Source organism: Plasticicumulans acidivorans (assembly GCF_003182095.1).
Lineage (GTDB): Bacteria > Pseudomonadota > Gammaproteobacteria > Competibacterales > Competibacteraceae > Plasticicumulans > Plasticicumulans acidivorans.
Window position 1 is genome coordinate 43,669 of sequence record NZ_QGTJ01000010.1, and the last position, 16,408, is coordinate 60,076.

General features: G+C 67.3%; 17 protein-coding genes. 15 read left to right on the plus strand and 2 right to left on the minus strand.

Annotation, left to right across the window (positions count from 1 at the left end):
- The first annotated feature begins 7 nt into the window (after positions 1 to 7).
- From C7443_RS15575 to kdsB, 13 genes are all read left to right on the plus strand, one after another.
- Positions 8 to 334 (plus strand): integration host factor subunit beta, encoded by a 327-nt coding sequence (locus C7443_RS15575; protein ID WP_110019549.1) that lies wholly within the window; start codon positions 8 to 10, stop codon positions 332 to 334.
- A gap of 179 nt (positions 335 to 513) precedes the next feature.
- Positions 514 to 801 carry a LapA family protein gene (locus C7443_RS15580; RefSeq protein ID WP_110019550.1) on the plus strand — a complete coding sequence of 96 codons (288 nt, stop codon included), beginning with the start codon at positions 514 to 516 and terminating at the stop codon, positions 799 to 801.
- Between the two features lie 9 nt (positions 802 to 810).
- A complete protein-coding gene (lapB, locus tag C7443_RS15585; protein ID WP_110019551.1) occupies positions 811 to 1,971 on the plus strand; it encodes a lipopolysaccharide assembly protein LapB in 1,161 nt (386 codons plus the stop codon).
- A gap of 54 nt (positions 1,972 to 2,025) precedes the next feature.
- On the plus strand, positions 2,026 to 2,727 hold the full coding sequence (gene pyrF / locus C7443_RS15590) for an orotidine-5'-phosphate decarboxylase (RefSeq protein ID WP_110019638.1): 702 nt from the start codon (positions 2,026 to 2,028) through the stop codon (positions 2,725 to 2,727).
- A 134-nt stretch (positions 2,728 to 2,861) separates the two neighbouring features.
- Complete coding sequence (locus C7443_RS15595; protein WP_246004687.1) at positions 2,862 to 3,242, plus strand: ComEA family DNA-binding protein; 381 nt, start codon at positions 2,862 to 2,864, stop codon at positions 3,240 to 3,242.
- A 99-nt stretch (positions 3,243 to 3,341) separates the two neighbouring features.
- A complete protein-coding gene (locus C7443_RS15600; RefSeq protein WP_110019553.1) occupies positions 3,342 to 4,589 on the plus strand; it encodes a lipoprotein-releasing ABC transporter permease subunit in 1,248 nt (415 codons plus the stop codon).
- Positions 4,590 to 4,596: 7 nt separating this feature from the next.
- A complete protein-coding gene (lolD, locus tag C7443_RS15605) occupies positions 4,597 to 5,286 on the plus strand; it encodes a lipoprotein-releasing ABC transporter ATP-binding protein LolD (protein WP_110019554.1) in 690 nt (229 codons plus the stop codon).
- Positions 5,287 to 5,310: 24 nt separating this feature from the next.
- Positions 5,311 to 7,605: a DNA internalization-related competence protein ComEC/Rec2 gene (locus C7443_RS15610; protein ID WP_110019555.1), complete on the plus strand. Its 2,295-nt coding sequence runs from the start codon at positions 5,311 to 5,313 to the stop codon at positions 7,603 to 7,605.
- Between the two features lie 64 nt (positions 7,606 to 7,669).
- Positions 7,670 to 8,290, plus strand: a complete 621-nt coding sequence (locus C7443_RS15615; RefSeq protein ID WP_110019556.1) for a MotA/TolQ/ExbB proton channel family protein — start codon at positions 7,670 to 7,672, stop codon at positions 8,288 to 8,290.
- Positions 8,287 to 8,706 carry an ExbD/TolR family protein gene (locus tag C7443_RS15620; RefSeq protein ID WP_110019557.1) on the plus strand — a complete coding sequence of 140 codons (420 nt, stop codon included), beginning with the start codon at positions 8,287 to 8,289 and terminating at the stop codon, positions 8,704 to 8,706. The genes C7443_RS15615 and C7443_RS15620 overlap by 4 nt, the downstream gene beginning before the upstream one ends.
- A 4-nt stretch (positions 8,707 to 8,710) precedes the next feature.
- Positions 8,711 to 9,715 carry a tetraacyldisaccharide 4'-kinase gene (lpxK, locus tag C7443_RS15625; RefSeq protein ID WP_246004688.1) on the plus strand — a complete coding sequence of 335 codons (1,005 nt, stop codon included), beginning with the start codon at positions 8,711 to 8,713 and terminating at the stop codon, positions 9,713 to 9,715.
- Complete coding sequence (locus C7443_RS15630) at positions 9,706 to 9,885, plus strand: Trm112 family protein (protein WP_110019559.1); 180 nt, start codon at positions 9,706 to 9,708, stop codon at positions 9,883 to 9,885. Before lpxK ends, C7443_RS15630 begins: the two co-directional genes overlap by 10 nt.
- A complete protein-coding gene (gene kdsB / locus C7443_RS15635) occupies positions 9,885 to 10,646 on the plus strand; it encodes a 3-deoxy-manno-octulosonate cytidylyltransferase (RefSeq protein WP_110019560.1) in 762 nt (253 codons plus the stop codon). The genes C7443_RS15630 and kdsB overlap by 1 nt, the downstream gene beginning before the upstream one ends.
- Here the strand turns inward: kdsB and C7443_RS15640 are convergent.
- Positions 10,643 to 10,912, minus strand: a complete 270-nt coding sequence (locus C7443_RS15640; protein WP_110019561.1) for a hypothetical protein — start codon at positions 10,910 to 10,912, stop codon at positions 10,643 to 10,645. The two genes, kdsB and C7443_RS15640, sit on opposite strands and share 4 nt — an antisense overlap.
- Positions 10,913 to 10,935: 23 nt before the next feature.
- Between C7443_RS15640 and C7443_RS15645 the strand changes: the two genes are divergently transcribed.
- Entirely contained in the window at positions 10,936 to 11,502 is a 567-nt protein-coding gene (locus C7443_RS15645; RefSeq protein WP_484266831.1) for a low molecular weight protein-tyrosine-phosphatase, read from the plus strand.
- 105 nt (positions 11,503 to 11,607) lie between these two features.
- Here the strand turns inward: C7443_RS15645 and rne are convergent, their stop codons facing one another.
- Positions 11,608 to 15,075 (minus strand): ribonuclease E, encoded by a 3,468-nt coding sequence (gene rne / locus C7443_RS15650; protein ID WP_110019562.1) that lies wholly within the window; start codon positions 15,073 to 15,075, stop codon positions 11,608 to 11,610.
- A 366-nt stretch (positions 15,076 to 15,441) separates the two neighbouring features.
- On the opposite strand from rne, the gene C7443_RS15655 reads away from it, so the two are divergent.
- The gene (locus C7443_RS15655; protein WP_110019640.1) at positions 15,442 to 16,404 is read left to right on the plus strand and encodes an RluA family pseudouridine synthase; all 963 of its coding nucleotides are present in this window, start codon (positions 15,442 to 15,444) and stop codon (positions 16,402 to 16,404) included.
- Positions 16,405 to 16,408: the final 4 nt, after the last annotated feature.

A 16,408-nucleotide genomic window follows, 5' to 3' on the forward strand; every position in this document is an offset into this window, starting at 1 on the left:
AGTCTTCATGACCAAGTCAGAGTTGATCGAGCTGCTCGCACGCAAGCAGAGCCATCTCGCCTACAAGGAAGTCGAGAACGCCGTCAAAACCATGATCGAACAGATGAGTCAGGCGCTTTCGAGCGGTGATCGCATCGAGATTCGTGGTTTCGGCAGTTTCTCGCTGCATTTCCGCCCGCCGCGCGTCGGCCGCAATCCGAAGACCGGTGATGCGGTGACCCTGCCTGGCAAGTTCGTGCCGCATTTCAAACCCGGCAAGGAGCTGCGCGAGCGTGTCAACGCCGCGGCTGAAGCCGGCGTTCAGGTCAGCGACCGCGAATACGAGCCCGCCTGAGGCCGCGGGCTCCCTTGCAAGCCGAGGGGAGCCCGTTTCCGGCGTGCCCGCGTTCGGTGCTTCGTGGAACGAGCTGCAAGTCCTCTGGCACGCTGCTCGCCCGCGTATGGCATGATCGCAGCCCGAGTGCAGACCCCTGACGACGCCCGCTGTGGCGTCCGTGAGCCCTTGGAGCGTCCATGTTTCGGATTGTCGGCATACTGCTGTTTCTGTGCATCCTCGCGATCGGCCTGGAGTTTTCAGCCGTGAACTCGGCCCCGGTCACGGTCAATTATTTCCTCGGCAGCATGGATTTGCCGCTGGCGCTGGTCATCGTGGCGGCGTTCACGCTCGGCATCATCGTTGCGGTGCTGGTCGGAGCCACGGTCGTGTTGCCGCTGCGTCTGCGGGCCGGTGCGATGCGCCGTGAGATCGAGGCGCGCCAGTTCGAGCTCGATCGCCTGCGCGCCGGCAACAAGCCGTCCTGATTACGCTGCATGTTCGAACTGCTTTGGCTGCTGCTGCCGGTGGCGGCAGCGTCGGGCTGGCTTGCGGCCACGCGGCGGACCGAGCGCCCGGATGCCGATAGCTCAAGCGAAGACATCTATCGCGGCCTCAACTATCTGCTGGACGAGAAGCCCGACCGCGCGATCGAGGTATTCGGCCGCATGGTCGTGCACGACCCCGATGCCGTCGAGGTGCAGCTGACGCTCGGCAATCTGTTCCGGCGACGCGGTGAGGTTGACCGTGCGCTGCACATTCACAGCGAATTGCTCAAGCGCAGCCAACTGACCAGCGAGCAGCGTGGTCGCGCGCTGCTCGAACTCGGTGAGGATTACCTGAAGTCAGGCCTGTTCGACCGGGCCGAGGCGCTGTTCGAAGAATTGCAGGGGTATGTCGAACATCGTTCGGTCGCGTTGGTGCGTCTGCTGTCGATTTTCGAGCAGGAGCGTGACTGGCGGCGGGCGTTGGAGATCAGCGACAAAGTCGAGCAGCAGACCGGTACACCGATGCGCGTCAACGCCGCGCATTACTGCTGCGAACTGGCCTCGGAATCGCTGGCGGCCGGGCGGGTTGAGGAGGCGCTCGCAGGTTTGGAGCAGGCGCTCGCTTACGATCCGGACAGCGTGCGCGCCTCGATCCAGAGGGCGCGCGTCGTCGCGGCGCGCGGTGATTACCGCCAGGCGATCGAGGATTACCTGCGTGTCGTGCGCCGGGCCCACGAATTTCTTCCTGAAGTGCTGGAGCCGCTGCGCGAGTGTTATCTGGAGAGCGGACGCCGTGAGGACTGGCTGATGCTTCTGCGCGAGCTGGTGCAGCGGCGACACGCCAGCGCGGCGGCCGTTGCCTACGCCAAGGCGCTGCGTGAGCAGGAAGGCGTTGCCGCAGCCTTGAATTTCATCGAGCGTGAGCTGCGCCTTTATCCGTCATTGGAAGGGCTGCGGCAGTTGATCGATCTGAAGCTCGCTGCCGAAGAGCCGGTGCGCATCGGCGATCTCGAAACCCTGTACCGCATCGGTCACAGCTTTGCCGAGCGCATGCCGCGTTACCGCTGTGACAACTGCGGTTTCGTCGGCAAATCGCTGCACTGGTCATGTCCAAGCTGCAAGCGCTGGGGTACCGTCCGACCGGCGGGAGAGCGCACGCGGCGCGATTGATGGCGGGCGCGCTCGTGTGTTTGTGTTCTGCCTTTACTCGGGAGTCATGGCGTGATTCAGGTTTCAGGCCCGCGCATTCTCGTTGCGCTTGATTTTCCGTCCGTGGCACCGGCGCTGGCGCTGGCCCATCGCCTCGATCCCGGGCAGTGCCGGCTCAAGGTCGGCAAAGAATTGTTCACGGCGGCCGGGCCGGATTTGGTTCTGCAGCTGCAGGCGCTCGGCTTCGAAGTGTTCCTCGATCTCAAGTTTCATGACATTCCGAACACAGTGGCCGGTGCGGTGCGTGCTGCGGCCGAGCTCGGGGTGTGGATGGTCAATGTGCACGCCAGCGGCGGTCGACGCATGCTGCTGGCTGCCCGCGAGGCACTGGAGAAGCTGCCGCGGCGCCCCTTGCTGATTGCCGTCACCGTGTTGACCAGTCTGGAGCGCAGCGATCTTGCCGAGATCGGTCTGGATATCGATCCGCTGCTGCAGGTCGAGCGTCTGGCCCGGCTGACAGCGGATTGCGGGCTCGATGGTGTGGTCTGTTCGGCGCAGGAGGCGCCACGGCTGCGCGTCGCCTGTGGCGGGGATTTCTGCCTGGTGACTCCCGGCATCCGCCCGGTCGTGGCGGCTGCGGGCGATCAGCGCCGGGTGATGACACCTGCTGCGGCACTCGCGGCAGGTGCTGATTATCTGGTGATCGGTCGGCCGATTACCGCTGCCGCCGATCCGGCGCTCGCCCTGGCGCAGATCGCCGCCGAAATCGGTCAGTGACGATCCGGGGCGATCGCAGCGGTCGTGTTGTGAGCGAGCGCACTGGCAGCGCCGGCTTGGCGCGCTAGCGTAAACGGGTGGTCCGAGTGGCCGCACACAGGCAGGGATGCCGTGGACTCGCCCGACGGCACGGCATGCCTGCACGCATCGAGCATATTTTCAGGGAGGATGAATCCATGAAACGACTGCATTCATGGCTGGCGGCATTGCTGCTGAGCGGCGCCAGCGTCGCGCTGGTCAACGCGGCCCCGGTGGACATCAACGCGGCTTCTGCCGCCGAGATTGCCGCGGCGATCAAGGGTATCGGCCCGAAGAAAGCGGCGGCGATCGTCGATTACCGGGAGCAGCACGGCCCGTTTAAATCCTTGGCCGAACTCGAAAAAGTGCCTGGTATCGGTGCCAAGCTGGTCGATGCCAATCGCCAGGACCTGTTGCTCGGTCCTGCGCCGACGGCAGTGACGCCGGCAATGCCGCCCGTGGCGCCGACGAGCAGCGAAACGGCCGCCAAGCCCTGAGCGGTACCGCATCCGGCAGACGGTTCGCATCGTTATAATCGCGACCCCGGCCGCGACATGGCGCGTGGTCGGGCCTTTCCCGTTACCGGATGCCATTCCATGTTCCAACCCCTGGAAGTGTTCATCGGCCTGCGCTATGTGCGAGCCAAACGCTCCAACAATTTCATCTCCTTCATCTCGCTGTCATCGATGCTCGGTATCGCGCTCGGCATCACGGCGCTGATCACGGTGCTGTCGGTGATGAACGGCTTTCAGAAGGAAGTACGCGAGCGGATTCTGTCGATGACGGCGCATGCGACGATTTCCGGCAGCAATGGCCGGCTCGACGACTGGCGCGAGGCGCGGGCGGCGGCGCAGCACGATCCCAATGTCATCGCCAGCGCGCCCTACATTCGTGCCGAAGCGCTGCTCAGTGCCGGTTCGGCAACGGCCGGGGCTTTCGTTCAGGGGGTGCTGCCGGACGAGGAGAGCACGGTTTCCGACATTGCGCAGAAGATCGTCGCCGGCCACTGGGACGCGCTGCAGCCGGGCAGCTACGGCATCGTCCTCGGCCGTTATCTGGCGCAGTCGCTGGGGGTCGGGCTGGGTGACAAGGTCACCGTGTTCGCGCCGCAGGCCAACGTCACGCCGGCGGGGGTGCTGCCGCGGCTCAAACGTTTCGATGTCGTCGGCATCTTCGACTCGGGCATGTACGAATACGACCGCGGGCTGGCCTTCGTGAACATCGACGATGCCGCCAGGCTCTATCAGATGGAAGGCACGGTCAGCGGGCTCCGGCTGAAGCTCTCCGATTTGTTCCGGGCACCGCAGATCGCCCGCGATCTGGCCAATTCCCTGCCCGGAGCCTACTGGGTGCGTGACTGGACACAGGAGCACGCCAATTTCTTCCGCGCCGTGCAGATCGAAAAGACGGCGATGTTCGTGATCCTGATGCTGATCGTCGCGGTTGCGGCGTTCAATCTGGTGTCGACGCTGGTGATGGTGGTCACCGACAAACAGTCGGACATCGCCATCCTGCGCACACTGGGCATCACACCGCGCGGCATCATGGCGATTTTCGTCGTGCAGGGCACGGTGATCGGCTTCATCGGCACCGCGCTCGGTGTGATCGGCGGCGTGGCGCTGGCGCTCAACGTCAAGGAGGCGGTGGCCTTCCTTGAGCAGCTGTTCAAGATCAAGTTCCTGTCGCCGGAGGTGTACCCGATCACCGATCTGCCCTCGGCGCTGATGTGGAGCGATGTCAGCAGCATTGCCATCGTCGCCTTCGCGCTGTCGGTGCTGGCGACGTTGTATCCGGCCTGGCGCGCGGCGCGCACGCAACCGGCCGAAGCCCTGCGCTATGAGTGAGCCATCGATGAACAACTCCGCGCCGGTGCTGCGCTGCGCAGGTCTGAGCAAAGTCTTCCGTCAGGGGGACAGCGATATCGAGATCTTTGCCGACCTCGACTTCGAGGTGCCAGCCGGCACCCGTGTGGCGATCGTCGGCGCCAGCGGTTCGGGCAAGAGCACGCTGCTGCATCTGCTCGGCGGTCTCGACAAGCCCAGCCGTGGTGAGGTCTGGATCGACGGGCAGTCGCTGGCCAGGCTCTCCGATGGTGCGCGCGGGCGCATGCGTAACGCGCGCCTCGGCTTCATCTACCAGTTCCACCATCTGCTGCCCGAATTCAGCGCGCTGGAGAACGTTGCCATGCCGCTGCTGATTCGCGGCGAGCGACCGGCCGAGGCGGGCAGGCAGGCGGCGCAATTGCTCGAACGCGTCGGCCTTGAGCATCGCGTCCGCCACAAACCGGGGGAGCTGTCCGGCGGCGAGCGCCAGCGTGCGGCAATCGCCCGCGCCCTGGTGACGCGCCCGGCCTGCGTGCTCGCCGACGAGCCGACCGGCAACCTCGACCGGCGCAACGCCGATGCGGTCTTCGATCTGATGCTCGAACTCAACCGCGATCTGGCGACCTCCTTCGTCATCGTCACCCACGACGAGCAGCTGGCCAGCCGTCTCGATCAGGTCTGGCGCCTCGACGGCGGCAGTCTGCAGCGCACCGGCTAGCGCACTTACACGGCATGGACGCCGATGCGCACACTGGCACTGCTCTGGCTGACGGCAACCCTGCTGCTGCATGCGCTGCCGCAACTGCCGGACGTGCACTGGGCGTTCGCGCTGGGTCCGGTGCTCGCGCTGGCCGCCTGGCCGCGAGTGCCGCTGTGGCTGCGTCTGCCGATGACGTTGCTGGCGGCGCTGCTGTGGGGGCTGTGGCGCTTGCCGGGTGCCGCACAGGAGCAGCTGCCGGATGCCTACGCCGGCGCCGAGCTTGAGCTGATCGGGCACATCGATGCCTTGCCGGTGACGCGTGGCCAGCGTACCGATCTGGTCGTCGCCGTCGAGCAGCTGCGTGCCGGCGACACGGCGATCCCCTTCCACGGACGGGTGCAGCTCGCCTGGTACGAAGCGACGGCGTCGCCGCAGGTCGGTGAGCGCTGGCGTTTTGGCGTGCGCCTGCGCCGGCCCCACGGTTTTGCCAATCCCGGCAGCTACGACCGCGAGCGCCGGCTGTATGCCGCTGGTATCCATGCGCGGGGCAGCGTGCGCACCCAGCCGGCACCGCAGCGGCTGGCCGCCGCCAGCGGCCACTGGATCGACCGCCTGCGCGAGCGTCTGGCGGCGAACTACGCCCGCCTGCTGCCGGATGACCCGGGTGCGGCGATTCTGGCGGCGCTGACCATTGGCGATGAAAGCGGCTTGAGCGCCGCGCAGTGGGAGCTGTTCCGCCGCACCGGTACCGGCCATCTGATTGCGATTTCCGGCCAGCAGATCGCGCTGATCGCCGCGGCGGTGTTTTTCGCCGTGCGTGGTGGGGTCGCCCGCCTCGGCTGGCTGGCGGCACGGCTGCCGCCGGTGCGTGTGGCGGCGGTCGCCGCGCTGCTCGCTGCCACGGCTTATGCGCTGATCGCCGGCGACGCGCTGCCGGTGCGCCGGGCCCTGCTGATGGTCTGGGTGGCGATGCTGGCGCTGCTGCTCGGGCGCGCTGTGTGGTCGACGCACACGCTGGCGGTGGCTTTGTGGCTGGTGCTGCTGCTCGATCCGGCGGCGCCGCTCGGCGTCGGTTTTTGGTTGTCCTTCGGTGCGGTGGCGCTGATCCTCTATCTGGTGCGCGGTCGAGCGGATGGCTTCGGGGGGCTGCGCCGCGGTCTGCAATTGCAGTGGGCGATCAGTCTGGGCGTACTGCCGGCGACTGTCGTGCTGTTCGGTCAGCTGCCACTGGTTTCGCCGGTGAGCAATCTGCTGGCGATTCCCTGGTCGAGTCTGACGATGGTGCCGCTGGCACTGCCCGGCATCCTGCTCAGCCTGGTCTCGGATACGCTGGCGGCGCCGCTGCTGCAGCTGGCGAGTCTGGCCACCGCCGCCATGCTCGACGCGCTCGCCGCTCTGGCCGCACCCGCCTGGGCCAGCTATCAGCTGCCGATCCCGCCGCTGTGGACTTTGCTGCTGCTGATTCCAGGGACCCTGTGGTGCCTGGCGCCGGCGGGTTTCCCGGCGCGCGGGGTCGGCCTGCTGCTGTGCCTGCCACTGCTGTTTCATGACTTTCCGCGGCCGCCGCCGGGGGGCTGGCGGCTGACGCAGCTCGATGTCGGCTACGGCCTGGCCGTCGTCGTCGAGACCGCGACGCACACCCTGGTCTACGACACCGGCCCGCGCCTGGGCCGCGTCGATGCCGCCCAGCTCGTCGTGCTGCCTTACCTGCAGACGCGCGGCATCCGGCGTATCGACACGCTGATCCTCAGCCATGCCGACAGTACCCATACTGGTGGCGCCGGCTCGCTGCGGGCCGCGCTGCCGGTTGGCCGCAGCCTGACGACGGACCTGCTCGCGATCCCGCTCGAAGGCGCCACGGCATGCCGCAGCGGGCAGTCCTGGGTCTGGGACGGGGTGCATTTCGAGGTGCTGTCTCCATCGACAGCGATGGGAGCCGGGGACGAGGCGTCCTGTGTGCTGCATATCGCCGGACCCGGCGGCAGTGCGCTGCTCGCCGGTGATCTCAGCGTGTCAGGGCAGGAGCGCCTGATGCGTCAGCTTCCCGCGCTGCATGCCGATGTGCTGCTGGCCCCCGGGCAGGGCGCGAAGGCGCCGGCTGACGGCTTCGTCGCCGCGCTCGCGCCGCGCTGGGTGCTGTTTTCCACCGGCTACGGCAATCGCTGGGGCTATCCGCGTCCGCCGGTGGTGGCGGCCTGGCGTGCCGGTGGTGCCAGCATCGTCGATACCGCGACGGACGGGGCGCTGATCGTCGATGCCGCGGCGATGCCGAACGCAGACGGGCCGTCGCTGCAGCGCTGGCGCGAACGGGCGCATCGGCACTGGTGGGCACACTGAAGCGCGGACGCCTGCCGCTCGGGTATCATCGCCGCCGGTTCGCATGGGGCAATGGAGACAGCTGGTGATTGAACTGGTGAAGGCAGGCGGCTGGGTGATGGCGCCGATCCTGATGTGCTCGGTGCTGGCGCTGGCGATCATTCTTGAGAGGGCCTGGTCACTGCGACGCAGCCGTGTGCTGCCGCCGGCGCTGCTCGCCGACCTGCGCCACTGGGCCGAGCAGGGCAGTCTGCGCATCCGTCAGGTCGAAGGCGAGCATGCCGGCTCGCCGCTGGGGCGGATGCTGCGCGCAGCGCTGGTGTATCGGCAGTACGGGCGCGAAGTGGTCAAGGAGTCGATCGAGGACACCGGCCGCCACATCGTCTTCGAGCTGGAGCGTTTCCTCAACACGCTGGGCACGATCGCCACGATTTCTCCGCTGCTCGGCCTGCTCGGCACCGTCTCCGGCATGATCGAGATCCTCGGCATCGTCGGCCAGCACGGCAGCGGCAACTTCAAGCTGATGGCCAGCGGCATGTCGGAGGCGCTGGTGGCGACCGCCTCGGGCATCGTCGTCGCCATCCCCACGCTGGTCGCCTACCGCTACTACCGCGGCCGCGTCGATGAGCTGGTGATCAGTCTGGAGAAGGAGGCCATGCTGCTGGTCGACCTGATGCAGGTGCAGCCGGCGAGGCCGAACGCATGAGATTCCGCGCCCGCCGTTCCGAAGAGCCGGAAATCATGCTGATCCCGATGATCGACGTGATGCTGGTGCTGCTGCTGTTCTTCGTGGCGACCACCAGCTTCGTGCGCGAAGCGGCGGTCGGTCTGCAGTTGCCCGAGGTTTCCGGCCAGCCGCAGACCAATGAGGCCGAGCGGCTGGAGCTGATCATCGATGCTGAAGGCCATTACACGCTTGGCGAGCAGCGTCTGCCGGACGATCAGGAGGGCACCCTCAAGCAGGCGCTGAAGATCGCCTTCGAGAGCCACCCGACGCAGCGCTTCGTCATCCGTGCCGATGCGCGCACGCCGCACCGCTTCGTCGTGCGGGCGATGGATGCCGCCGGCCAGGTCGGCATCAGCGCCATCGGCATTGCCGCGCTGCCGCGCGAGGCGCAGTAGGTCGGTGGAGTTCTGGGCGCGGCGCGGTCTGCCGGCGTGGCTGCTGCTGCCGCTCGCCGGCGTGTTCGCCGCCGTTGTCGCCATGCGCCGGCTGGCCTATCGCCGTGGCTGGCTGTCGCGTCAGCGCCTGCCGGTGCCGGTGATCGTCGTCGGCAATATCAGCGTCGGCGGTACCGGCAAGACACCGCTGCTGACGATGCTCGCGCCGGCGCTGCGCGCGCGTGGCTATCGCCCCGGTATCGTCGCGCGTGGCTATGGCGGGCGTTCGTCGCACTGGCCGCGAGCCGTGCTGGCGGATTCCGATCCGCACGAGGTCGGTGACGAGCCGGTGCTGCTGGCGACGCTGACCGGCTGCCCGCTCAGCGTCGGCCCCGACCGCGTTGCCGCGGCGCGCGCGCTGCTGGCGCAGCACGACTGCGACCTGATCCTCAGCGATGACGGCCTGCAGCACTACCGTCTGGCGCGCGATGTCGAGATCATCGTCATCGATGCCCGCCGCCGCCTGGGCAACCGCTGGCCGCTGCCGGCCGGCCCCCTGCGCGAGCCGCCGTCGCGGCTGCAGCAGGCGGATTTCATCGTCATCAACGGTGGTGAGGCGGCCGATGCCTGGTCGATGCGGCTGAGCGGCACGCGCTGCATCGGCCTCGGTAGCGCGGAGGATTGCGAGCTCGATGCCTTGCGTGGTCGTACCGTGCACGCGGTGGCCGGCATTGGTGATCCCGAGCGCTTCTTTTCGGCGCTCGAAGCCGCCGGGCTGACCATCGAACGCCATGCCTTCCCTGACCACCATGCTTACACGCCGGCCGACGTCGATTTCGGCGCGGCCGCCAGCGTGCTGATGACCGGCAAGGATGCCGTAAAATGTCGTCATTTCCGCCTGCCCGGTGCGGTGCGCTGGCTGGCTGTCGAGGCCGAGCTGCAGGCTGGTTTCGTCGAGGCGCTGTGCGCCCGACTGCCGGCGCCGGCAATGCGTGATCGTTTCCCCAACGAGGAATCAACATGGACATGAAGCTGCTTGAGATCCTGGTCTGCCCGGTCAGCAAGGCACCGCTGGTCTATGACAAGGAACGCCAGGAGCTGAAGTGCAAAGCCAGCCGCCTGGCCTATCCGATCCGTGACGGCATTCCGGTGATGCTGGAAAGCGAAGCGCGCCACATGCCCGACGACGAGCCGGTGTGATGGATTTTCGTGTCGCCATCCCGGCGCGCTTTGCCTCGACGCGTCTGCCCGGCAAACCGCTGCGCCTGATTGCCGGGCGGCCGATGCTCGAACACGTCTGGCAGCAGGCGCTGGCCAGCGGCGCCAGTGAAGTCGTCATCGCCACCGACGATGCGCGCATCGTCGACGCGGCGCAGAGCTTCGGTGCCGAAGTCGCGCTGACCCGCGCCGATCATGCCTCGGGCACCGATCGGCTCGCCGAGCTGGCCGATATCCGTGGCTGGGCGGACGAGGACATCATCGTCAACGTGCAAGGCGATGAACCGCTGCTGCCGCCGGCACTGATCCGCGAGACGGCGCTGGCGCTGGCCGCACATCCGCAGGCGGGTATCGAGACACTGGCGGCGCCGCTCGCCGAACATGAGCTGTTCGACCCGAATGCCGTCAAGCTGGTGACCGACGCCGAGGCCTACGCGCTGTACTTCAGCCGGGCGCCGATCCCCTGGCATCGGGACCGCTTCGCCCGCGGCGCGCGCGAACTGCCGCCGGGCATACCCTACTGGCGGCATATCGGTCTCTACGCCTACCGCACCAGCGTGCTGCGCCGTTATCCGCAGCTTGCGCCGTCACCGCTGGAGCAGGCCGAATCGCTCGAACAGCTGCGCGCGCTGTGGCACGGTATCCGTATCCACGTGCTGCTGACCGATGTCATGCCGCCGGCCGGCGTCGATACCGAAGCCGACCTCGCCCGGGTCGAGGCGATTCTCGGCGCGGCGGGCTAGATCGAGTTCATCAGCTCGCCGAGCTGTGGCAGCAGCGGGTTGAGCGCATCGCCGCGCGGATTCAGCAGCGGCAGGCAGATCACTTCCGGCGCCCGGCGCGTGGCCTCGCCGTACTGATTGGCCTGGATCGCTTCGGCGCCATCGAGCGGTTCGATGACGATCTGCTGCTCCTCGGGCAGTACTTCGATGACGCGGCAGGGGCGTCCCTGCCAGTCGAGCTCGCGACCGATCAGCCGGGCGAGTCGGGAAGCGTCTAACTGTGGCATGTTGGCAGGCACGCGAGGTGGGAATGGGCGGACGATTCTGGCAGCGGCTCAAGAACTTGATCAAGGACGACGAGGAGATTTTCGAGCCTCGTCGTCGGGATCCGCGGGTGGTTGCCCGGGTGCTGATGGTGTGCATGGGCAACATCTGCCGCTCGCCGACGGCCGAAGCGGTGTTCATGCACCGTGCCGCACGGGCCGGGCTGGCGCCTTACCTTGAAATCGATTCATGCGGCACGCACGCGGGGCACAGCGGCGAGCCGCCGGATCGGCGCTCGCAGCAAGCGGCGGCCCAGCGTGGCTATTCGATGGAAGGGCTGCGCGCGCGGCGGCTTGAGGTCGAGGATCTCGATTACTTCGACTACATCCTGGTGATGGACGAAGACAATCTGCAGCGCGTGCTCAGCCGCTGCAGTCGGCCTGAGCAGAAGGCCAAGGTGCGCTTGCTGCTGGATTTCGCGCCGGAGCTTGGCGAGCGCGAAGTCCCCGACCCCTACTACGGTGGACGCAGCGGCTTCGATCGGGTCCTCAACCTGATCGAGGCGGGTACCGACGGCCTGATCGCCGTCATCCGCGAACGCCACGGTTTGTAAGGCGCCTGCCGCGCGGGCGAAGCACAGGTATGCGCGGGTACCGAGCCATGAAATAACCAAGGGGGCCGAAGCCCCCTTGGTTATTTACGTCGTCACTGGGCGGCTTCAGCTGCCCTGGCCCGCCGACTGCTTGGGTTCCGTCTCGTCGGCGCTGGAGGCGCTGGTGGAGTCGACCCCGGTGCTGACGGGCGTGACCGCGGCTTGAGCTTCTGCGGCCGGTGACTCGGTGCCGCTTGCGGGGGTTTCTTCCTGCACCGAAGACTCGGCATCGGCATCGGCATCGGCATCCGGCGTCTCGTCGCTGGCTGTCGGCTCGGCTGTTACCGGCTCGATCGGTGCTGCGCTGTCGGGCACCGCAGCCGCTGCATCGGCCGCGCTCGGCGTCGTGACTGCTTCGACGTTTTCCTGTTCCGCAGTTGTGACGGCTGGCTCGGCGTTGGCTTCAGCTGTTTCCTCGGCTTTGAGCGGGGCGTCGTCAGCGGCGGCGTCGGATTCGGGCACGACGAGCGGTTCCGCCGACGGCGCTTCTGTTGCCACTTCGACTTCGACCGATACCGTGGCAGTCGCGACCTCGTCGCTCACCGGCGCCGTCGGGGTGTCGGAGGCCGTGCTGGCGGGCTCCTCCAGCGTTACCGTCGCATCTGGCTCGGCGGCCGCCTCGATGGCGGTGTCGGTCGGCTCGGCAGCGGCCGGCTGCTCCGCGGCCTCTGCTGCGTCAGGTGCCGTGACCGGTGCGATAACGCCCGTGTCGGCGGCTGCTTCGCTGGTGTGCGCAACGGCGTCCGCTTCCTCGTTTACCGGCGGCAGCGGTGTCGCCTCGGCTGCGGCGCTTGCCACGACTTCGAGCGCTTCCTGCACGGGCGTTTCCGCGACGGCGCTATCGGTGCCCGGTTCTGCCGCGGCAGACGCCGGCGGAATGGCTGCAACCGTCTCCGGCACACTGTCGCCGGCTTCTGGAGTGCGGTCCCCGGCCTCTGGTGTACTGTCCAAGGCCGGTGTCGCTTCCACGGTGACGGCAACGGACGCGATCGCGGCGTCGGCGCTTGCGACAGCGAGCTCGTCGCTGCTTGCCGATGTGCTCAGGTCCTGTCCTGCGCTCGGTGCAGACTCGGCCTCGGCTTCGGCGGTGGTCACTGCGGCGACGACTTCCCCGGCGGTCGTGGCGACGGCCGCAGTGGCGACTGCGGCCACGACGGTTTCCGGCGCTTCGTCGGGGGCTTCAGTGTTGGCCAGCGTGCGCCGCGGGATACGCGGGCGCCCCGAGCGCACGTAGCGGCCGGCGGGCAGCGGCGCGGCGCTGCTCGGCGCGGGTGCGGGTTTTGGCTCGTCGCTGACTGCGGGCGCAGCCGTCTGCTCGTCTTCGGCGGGCTGGGCTTCGCCGGTCGTGTCGGTACCCGCTTCCTGGGCGCCATCCTCGCCGCGCTCAAAGCCGCGACGGCGACGACGGCCACCGCGACGGCCGCGGCGGGCGTTGCGCAGGTCGTCCTGTGCCGAAGTGTCGTCAACGCTGGCGTCATCGCTGCGGGCGCTCTGTACGGCCTCGACCTGCTCGCCGTTGTCCTCGTCGTCGATCCCCGGCGCGATCGGCTGACGGGTGATCGGCGGTTCCGGGATTTCGGTCAGCAGTGGCGGCATGGCCGGGGTTGCCGGCTCGACTCGCGCTTCGGCGGCGCTTTCCGTCGGCGCGGCTGCCGGGGGCGTTGCATCGCTGCGCCGCTCGCGGTTGTTGCGATTGCGTTCACGCCGTTCACGCCGTTCACGCGGGCGTACTTCGTCGCTGCTCGGACGGGCAGCGCTCTGCGTCGGCAGCTGCGGCGCGCTGCCTTCACTGCCCGGACCACCGAACAGGTTGCGCCACAGCCAGCGGAAGAAGCCGGGCTCCCCGGCATTCAGCTCGCCATCCGCCGCTGTCGCTGCCGGAGGGGGGCTGGCAGGGGGCTGGTAGCTGACCGGTGCTGGAGTGGCCGGTGTGACGGACTTGACCGCCGCTTCCTCGCTGCTGGTCTTTTCCTGACGCTGCGCGGCAAGGCTGAGATCGGGTTCGACCTGCGTGACCGCCAGCTTGTAGCTCGGGCCGCTGGCCTTGCCGGCGGCGAGGTCGTCGGTGCGCACGCGCTCGATTTCGAAGTGCGGCGTATCGAAGCTGTCGTTGGGGATCAGCGCGATGCGCACGCCCAGACGCTCCTCGACGATGGCGATGGCCGCGCGTTTTTCGTTGAGCAGGAAGGTGGCGACCGGCACCGGCAGCTGGGCGACCACCTTGCCGGTCTTGTCCTTCATCGCCTCTTCTTCGATCAGCCGCAGCACCGACAGTGCCAGTGACTCGACGCCGCGGATGGTGCCGTGGCCCTTGCAGCGCGGGCAGAGCACGTGTGTGGCTTCGTCGAGCGAGGGGCGCAGGCGCTGACGTGACATTTCGAGCAGACCGAAGCGCGAGATGCGCCCGACCTGCACGCGGGCGCGGTCCATCTTCAGCGCTTCTTTCAGACGGTTTTCGACCTCGCGCTGATTGCGCGGCGAGGTCATGTCGATGAAGTCGATGACGACCAGGCCGCCGAGGTCGCGCAGACGCAGCTGGCGGGCGATCTCGTCGGCGGCTTCGAGATTGGTGTTGAGCGCGGTTTCCTCGATGTCGGCGCCTTTGGTGGCGCGCGCCGAGTTGATGTCGATCGACACCAGCGCTTCGGTGTAGTCGATGACGATTGCGCCGCCCGAGGGCAGGCCGACTTCACGCTGATACGCGGTTTCGATCTGCGACTCGATCTGGAAACGCGTGAACAGCGGCGTGATGTCCTGGTAGGTCTTGAGCTTGGCAGTGCTGGCCGGCATCACCTGCTGCATGAACTCGCGCGCCTGCTCGAAGGTCTGCGGGTGGTCGACGAGGATCTCGCCGATGTCGGTACGCAGCAGGTCGCGCAGCGCGCGGATGATGATGTTGCTTTCCTGATAGATCAGGAACGGGGCTTTCTTCTGCTGCGAGGCGTCTTCGATCGCGCGCCAGACGTTGAGCAGGTAGTCGAGGTCCCACTGCAGCTCTTCGGTGGAGCGGCCGACACCGGCGGTGCGCACGATCGTGCCCATGCCTTCCGGGACGTTCAGCGCCGCCATCGCCTCGCGGATTTCCTGCCGGTCCTCGCCCTCAATGCGCCGCGAGACGCCACCGGCGCGCGGGTTGTTCGGCATCAGCACCAGGTAGCGGCCGGCCAGCGAGACGAAGGTCGTCAGTGCCGCGCCCTTGTTGCCGCGTTCTTCCTTCTCAACCTGAACGACGACTTCCTGGCCTTCGCGCAGGGCCTCCTTGATGCTCGGTCGGGAGCCTTCGGCGCGGGCCGATTCCTGGAAGTAGCTGCGGGAGATTTCCTTGAAGGGCAGGAAGCCGTGGCGTTCGGCGCCGTAGTCGACGAAAGCGGCTTCAAGGGAGGGTTCGATGCGGGTGATGCGACCTTTGTAGACGTTGGACTTCTTCTGCTCGCGGGAGGGGGTCTCGATGTCGAGGTCGTAGAGCTTCTGGCCGTCCACGAGGGCCACGCGCAACTCTTCCTGCTGAGTTGCGTTGATCAGCATTCTTTTCATGCAGACTTCATCTCCAGCGCTCGACCGGAGCCCACGGCGTTGTCGCCGGTATGTATCGACAGCGGATGCGGCGGGCCGGTAAACGTTCACGGCGCTCGCCCGGACATCTTCGCTGCGTCGTTGCGGCAGTGGGCGCGGGAGCACGAATCAACATCGCTCTGGGAAGGCAGGGTTGAGCGAGGAAAAACCCTTTTGAGTACCCGCCGAGCCGGAAAAACCTCTTTTCGGCGCCACGGCGTGTACCGGAAACTCTCTTGAAATGTTTCGCAACCACTGGCTTACCGGCCAGTCGGCGACAACGTTCTGCAATATATCAGTGCGGTTGATCGCCTTCAATTGATCGATAGCGACGGTTATGATGCGGCCATGACACAACCCGAACCCCATCCTTCGCCCGTTGCAGTCCGCTTTGTCGAGGTACCGGCGGACTGCGACGGGCAACGCATCGACAATTTCCTGCTGCGCACGCTCAAGGGCGTTCCCAAGAGTCTCGTCTACCGCATCCTGCGCAAGGGTGAAGTGCGCGTGAACAAGGGCCGCTCGCGCCCGGAACACCGCCTGAAGACCGGCGACGTCGTGCGCATTCCGCCGCTGCGCCTGAGCCCAGAAACCGAAGCCGCACCGGTGCCGGGCTGGCTGCAGGAGCGCCTGCAGGCGGCGATCCTGCACGAGGACCGGCGCGTGCTGGTGCTCGACAAGCCCTCGGGTGTGGCCGTGCACAAGGGCAGCGGCATCGATGTCGGCGTCATCGAGGCGCTGCGTGCGATGCGTCCGCAGGGCGGATTCCTCGAACTTGCCCACCGCCTCGATCGTGACACCAGCGGCGTGCTGGTGCTGGCGAAGACGCCGGAGGCGCTGCGCGGCATCCACGATGCGCTCAATGCCCGCAGTACCGAGAAGCGCTACCTCGCCTTCGTCCGCGGCCACTGGCAGCTCGGCAGCTGCCGCGTCGATGCCCCGCTGCGCAAGGGCATGGTTCGCGGCGGTGAGCGCATGGTCGAAGTCGCCGCCGACGGCAAGCCTTCGGTCAGCCATTTCCGTCTGGTGCGCCAGTTCGGGCCGGGTGCGCTGGTGGAGATCACCATCGAAACCGGACGCACCCACCAGATCCGCGTGCACGCCGCGCACATGGGCCACCCGCTGGCCGGTGACGACAAATACGGTGACAGCGATTTCAACCGCCTGATGGCGGGTTTCGGTCTGCATCGCCTGTTCCTGCACGCGCAGTACCTGGCGCTGCCGCTCGGCGAGCGTGAGCTGGTGCTGTCGGCGCCGCTCGGTGCCGAGCTCGGCGCCGTGCTCGATGCACTCGAAGCCGCTGGAGGCTGAAGTC

Bases quoted from the DNA above. Each gene is read 5' to 3' on its own strand.
- C7443_RS15575 (WP_110019549.1), top strand. From the start codon at position 8: ATGACCAAGTCAGAGTTGATCGAGCTGCTCGCACGCAAGCAGAGCCAT.
- C7443_RS15580 (WP_110019550.1), top strand. From the start codon at position 514: ATGTTTCGGATTGTCGGCATACTGCTGTTTCTGTGCATCCTCGCGATC.
- lapB (WP_110019551.1), top strand. From the start codon at position 811: ATGTTCGAACTGCTTTGGCTGCTGCTGCCGGTGGCGGCAGCGTCGGGC.
- C7443_RS15595 (WP_246004687.1), top strand. From the start codon at position 2,862: ATGCCTGCACGCATCGAGCATATTTTCAGGGAGGATGAATCCATGAAA.
- C7443_RS15600 (WP_110019553.1), top strand. From the start codon at position 3,342: ATGTTCCAACCCCTGGAAGTGTTCATCGGCCTGCGCTATGTGCGAGCC.
- lolD (WP_110019554.1), top strand. From the start codon at position 4,597: ATGAACAACTCCGCGCCGGTGCTGCGCTGCGCAGGTCTGAGCAAAGTC.
- C7443_RS15610 (WP_110019555.1), top strand. From the start codon at position 5,311: ATGCGCACACTGGCACTGCTCTGGCTGACGGCAACCCTGCTGCTGCAT.
- C7443_RS15620 (WP_110019557.1), top strand. From the start codon at position 8,287: ATGAGATTCCGCGCCCGCCGTTCCGAAGAGCCGGAAATCATGCTGATC.
- C7443_RS15630 (WP_110019559.1), top strand. From the start codon at position 9,706: ATGGACATGAAGCTGCTTGAGATCCTGGTCTGCCCGGTCAGCAAGGCA.
- kdsB (WP_110019560.1), top strand. From the start codon at position 9,885: ATGGATTTTCGTGTCGCCATCCCGGCGCGCTTTGCCTCGACGCGTCTG.
- C7443_RS15640 (WP_110019561.1), bottom strand. From the start codon at position 10,912: ATGCCACAGTTAGACGCTTCCCGACTCGCCCGGCTGATCGGTCGCGAG.
- C7443_RS15645 (WP_484266831.1), top strand. From the start codon at position 10,936: ATGGGCGGACGATTCTGGCAGCGGCTCAAGAACTTGATCAAGGACGAC.
- rne (WP_110019562.1), bottom strand. From the start codon at position 15,075: ATGAAAAGAATGCTGATCAACGCAACTCAGCAGGAAGAGTTGCGCGTG.
- C7443_RS15655 (WP_110019640.1), top strand. From the start codon at position 15,442: ATGACACAACCCGAACCCCATCCTTCGCCCGTTGCAGTCCGCTTTGTC.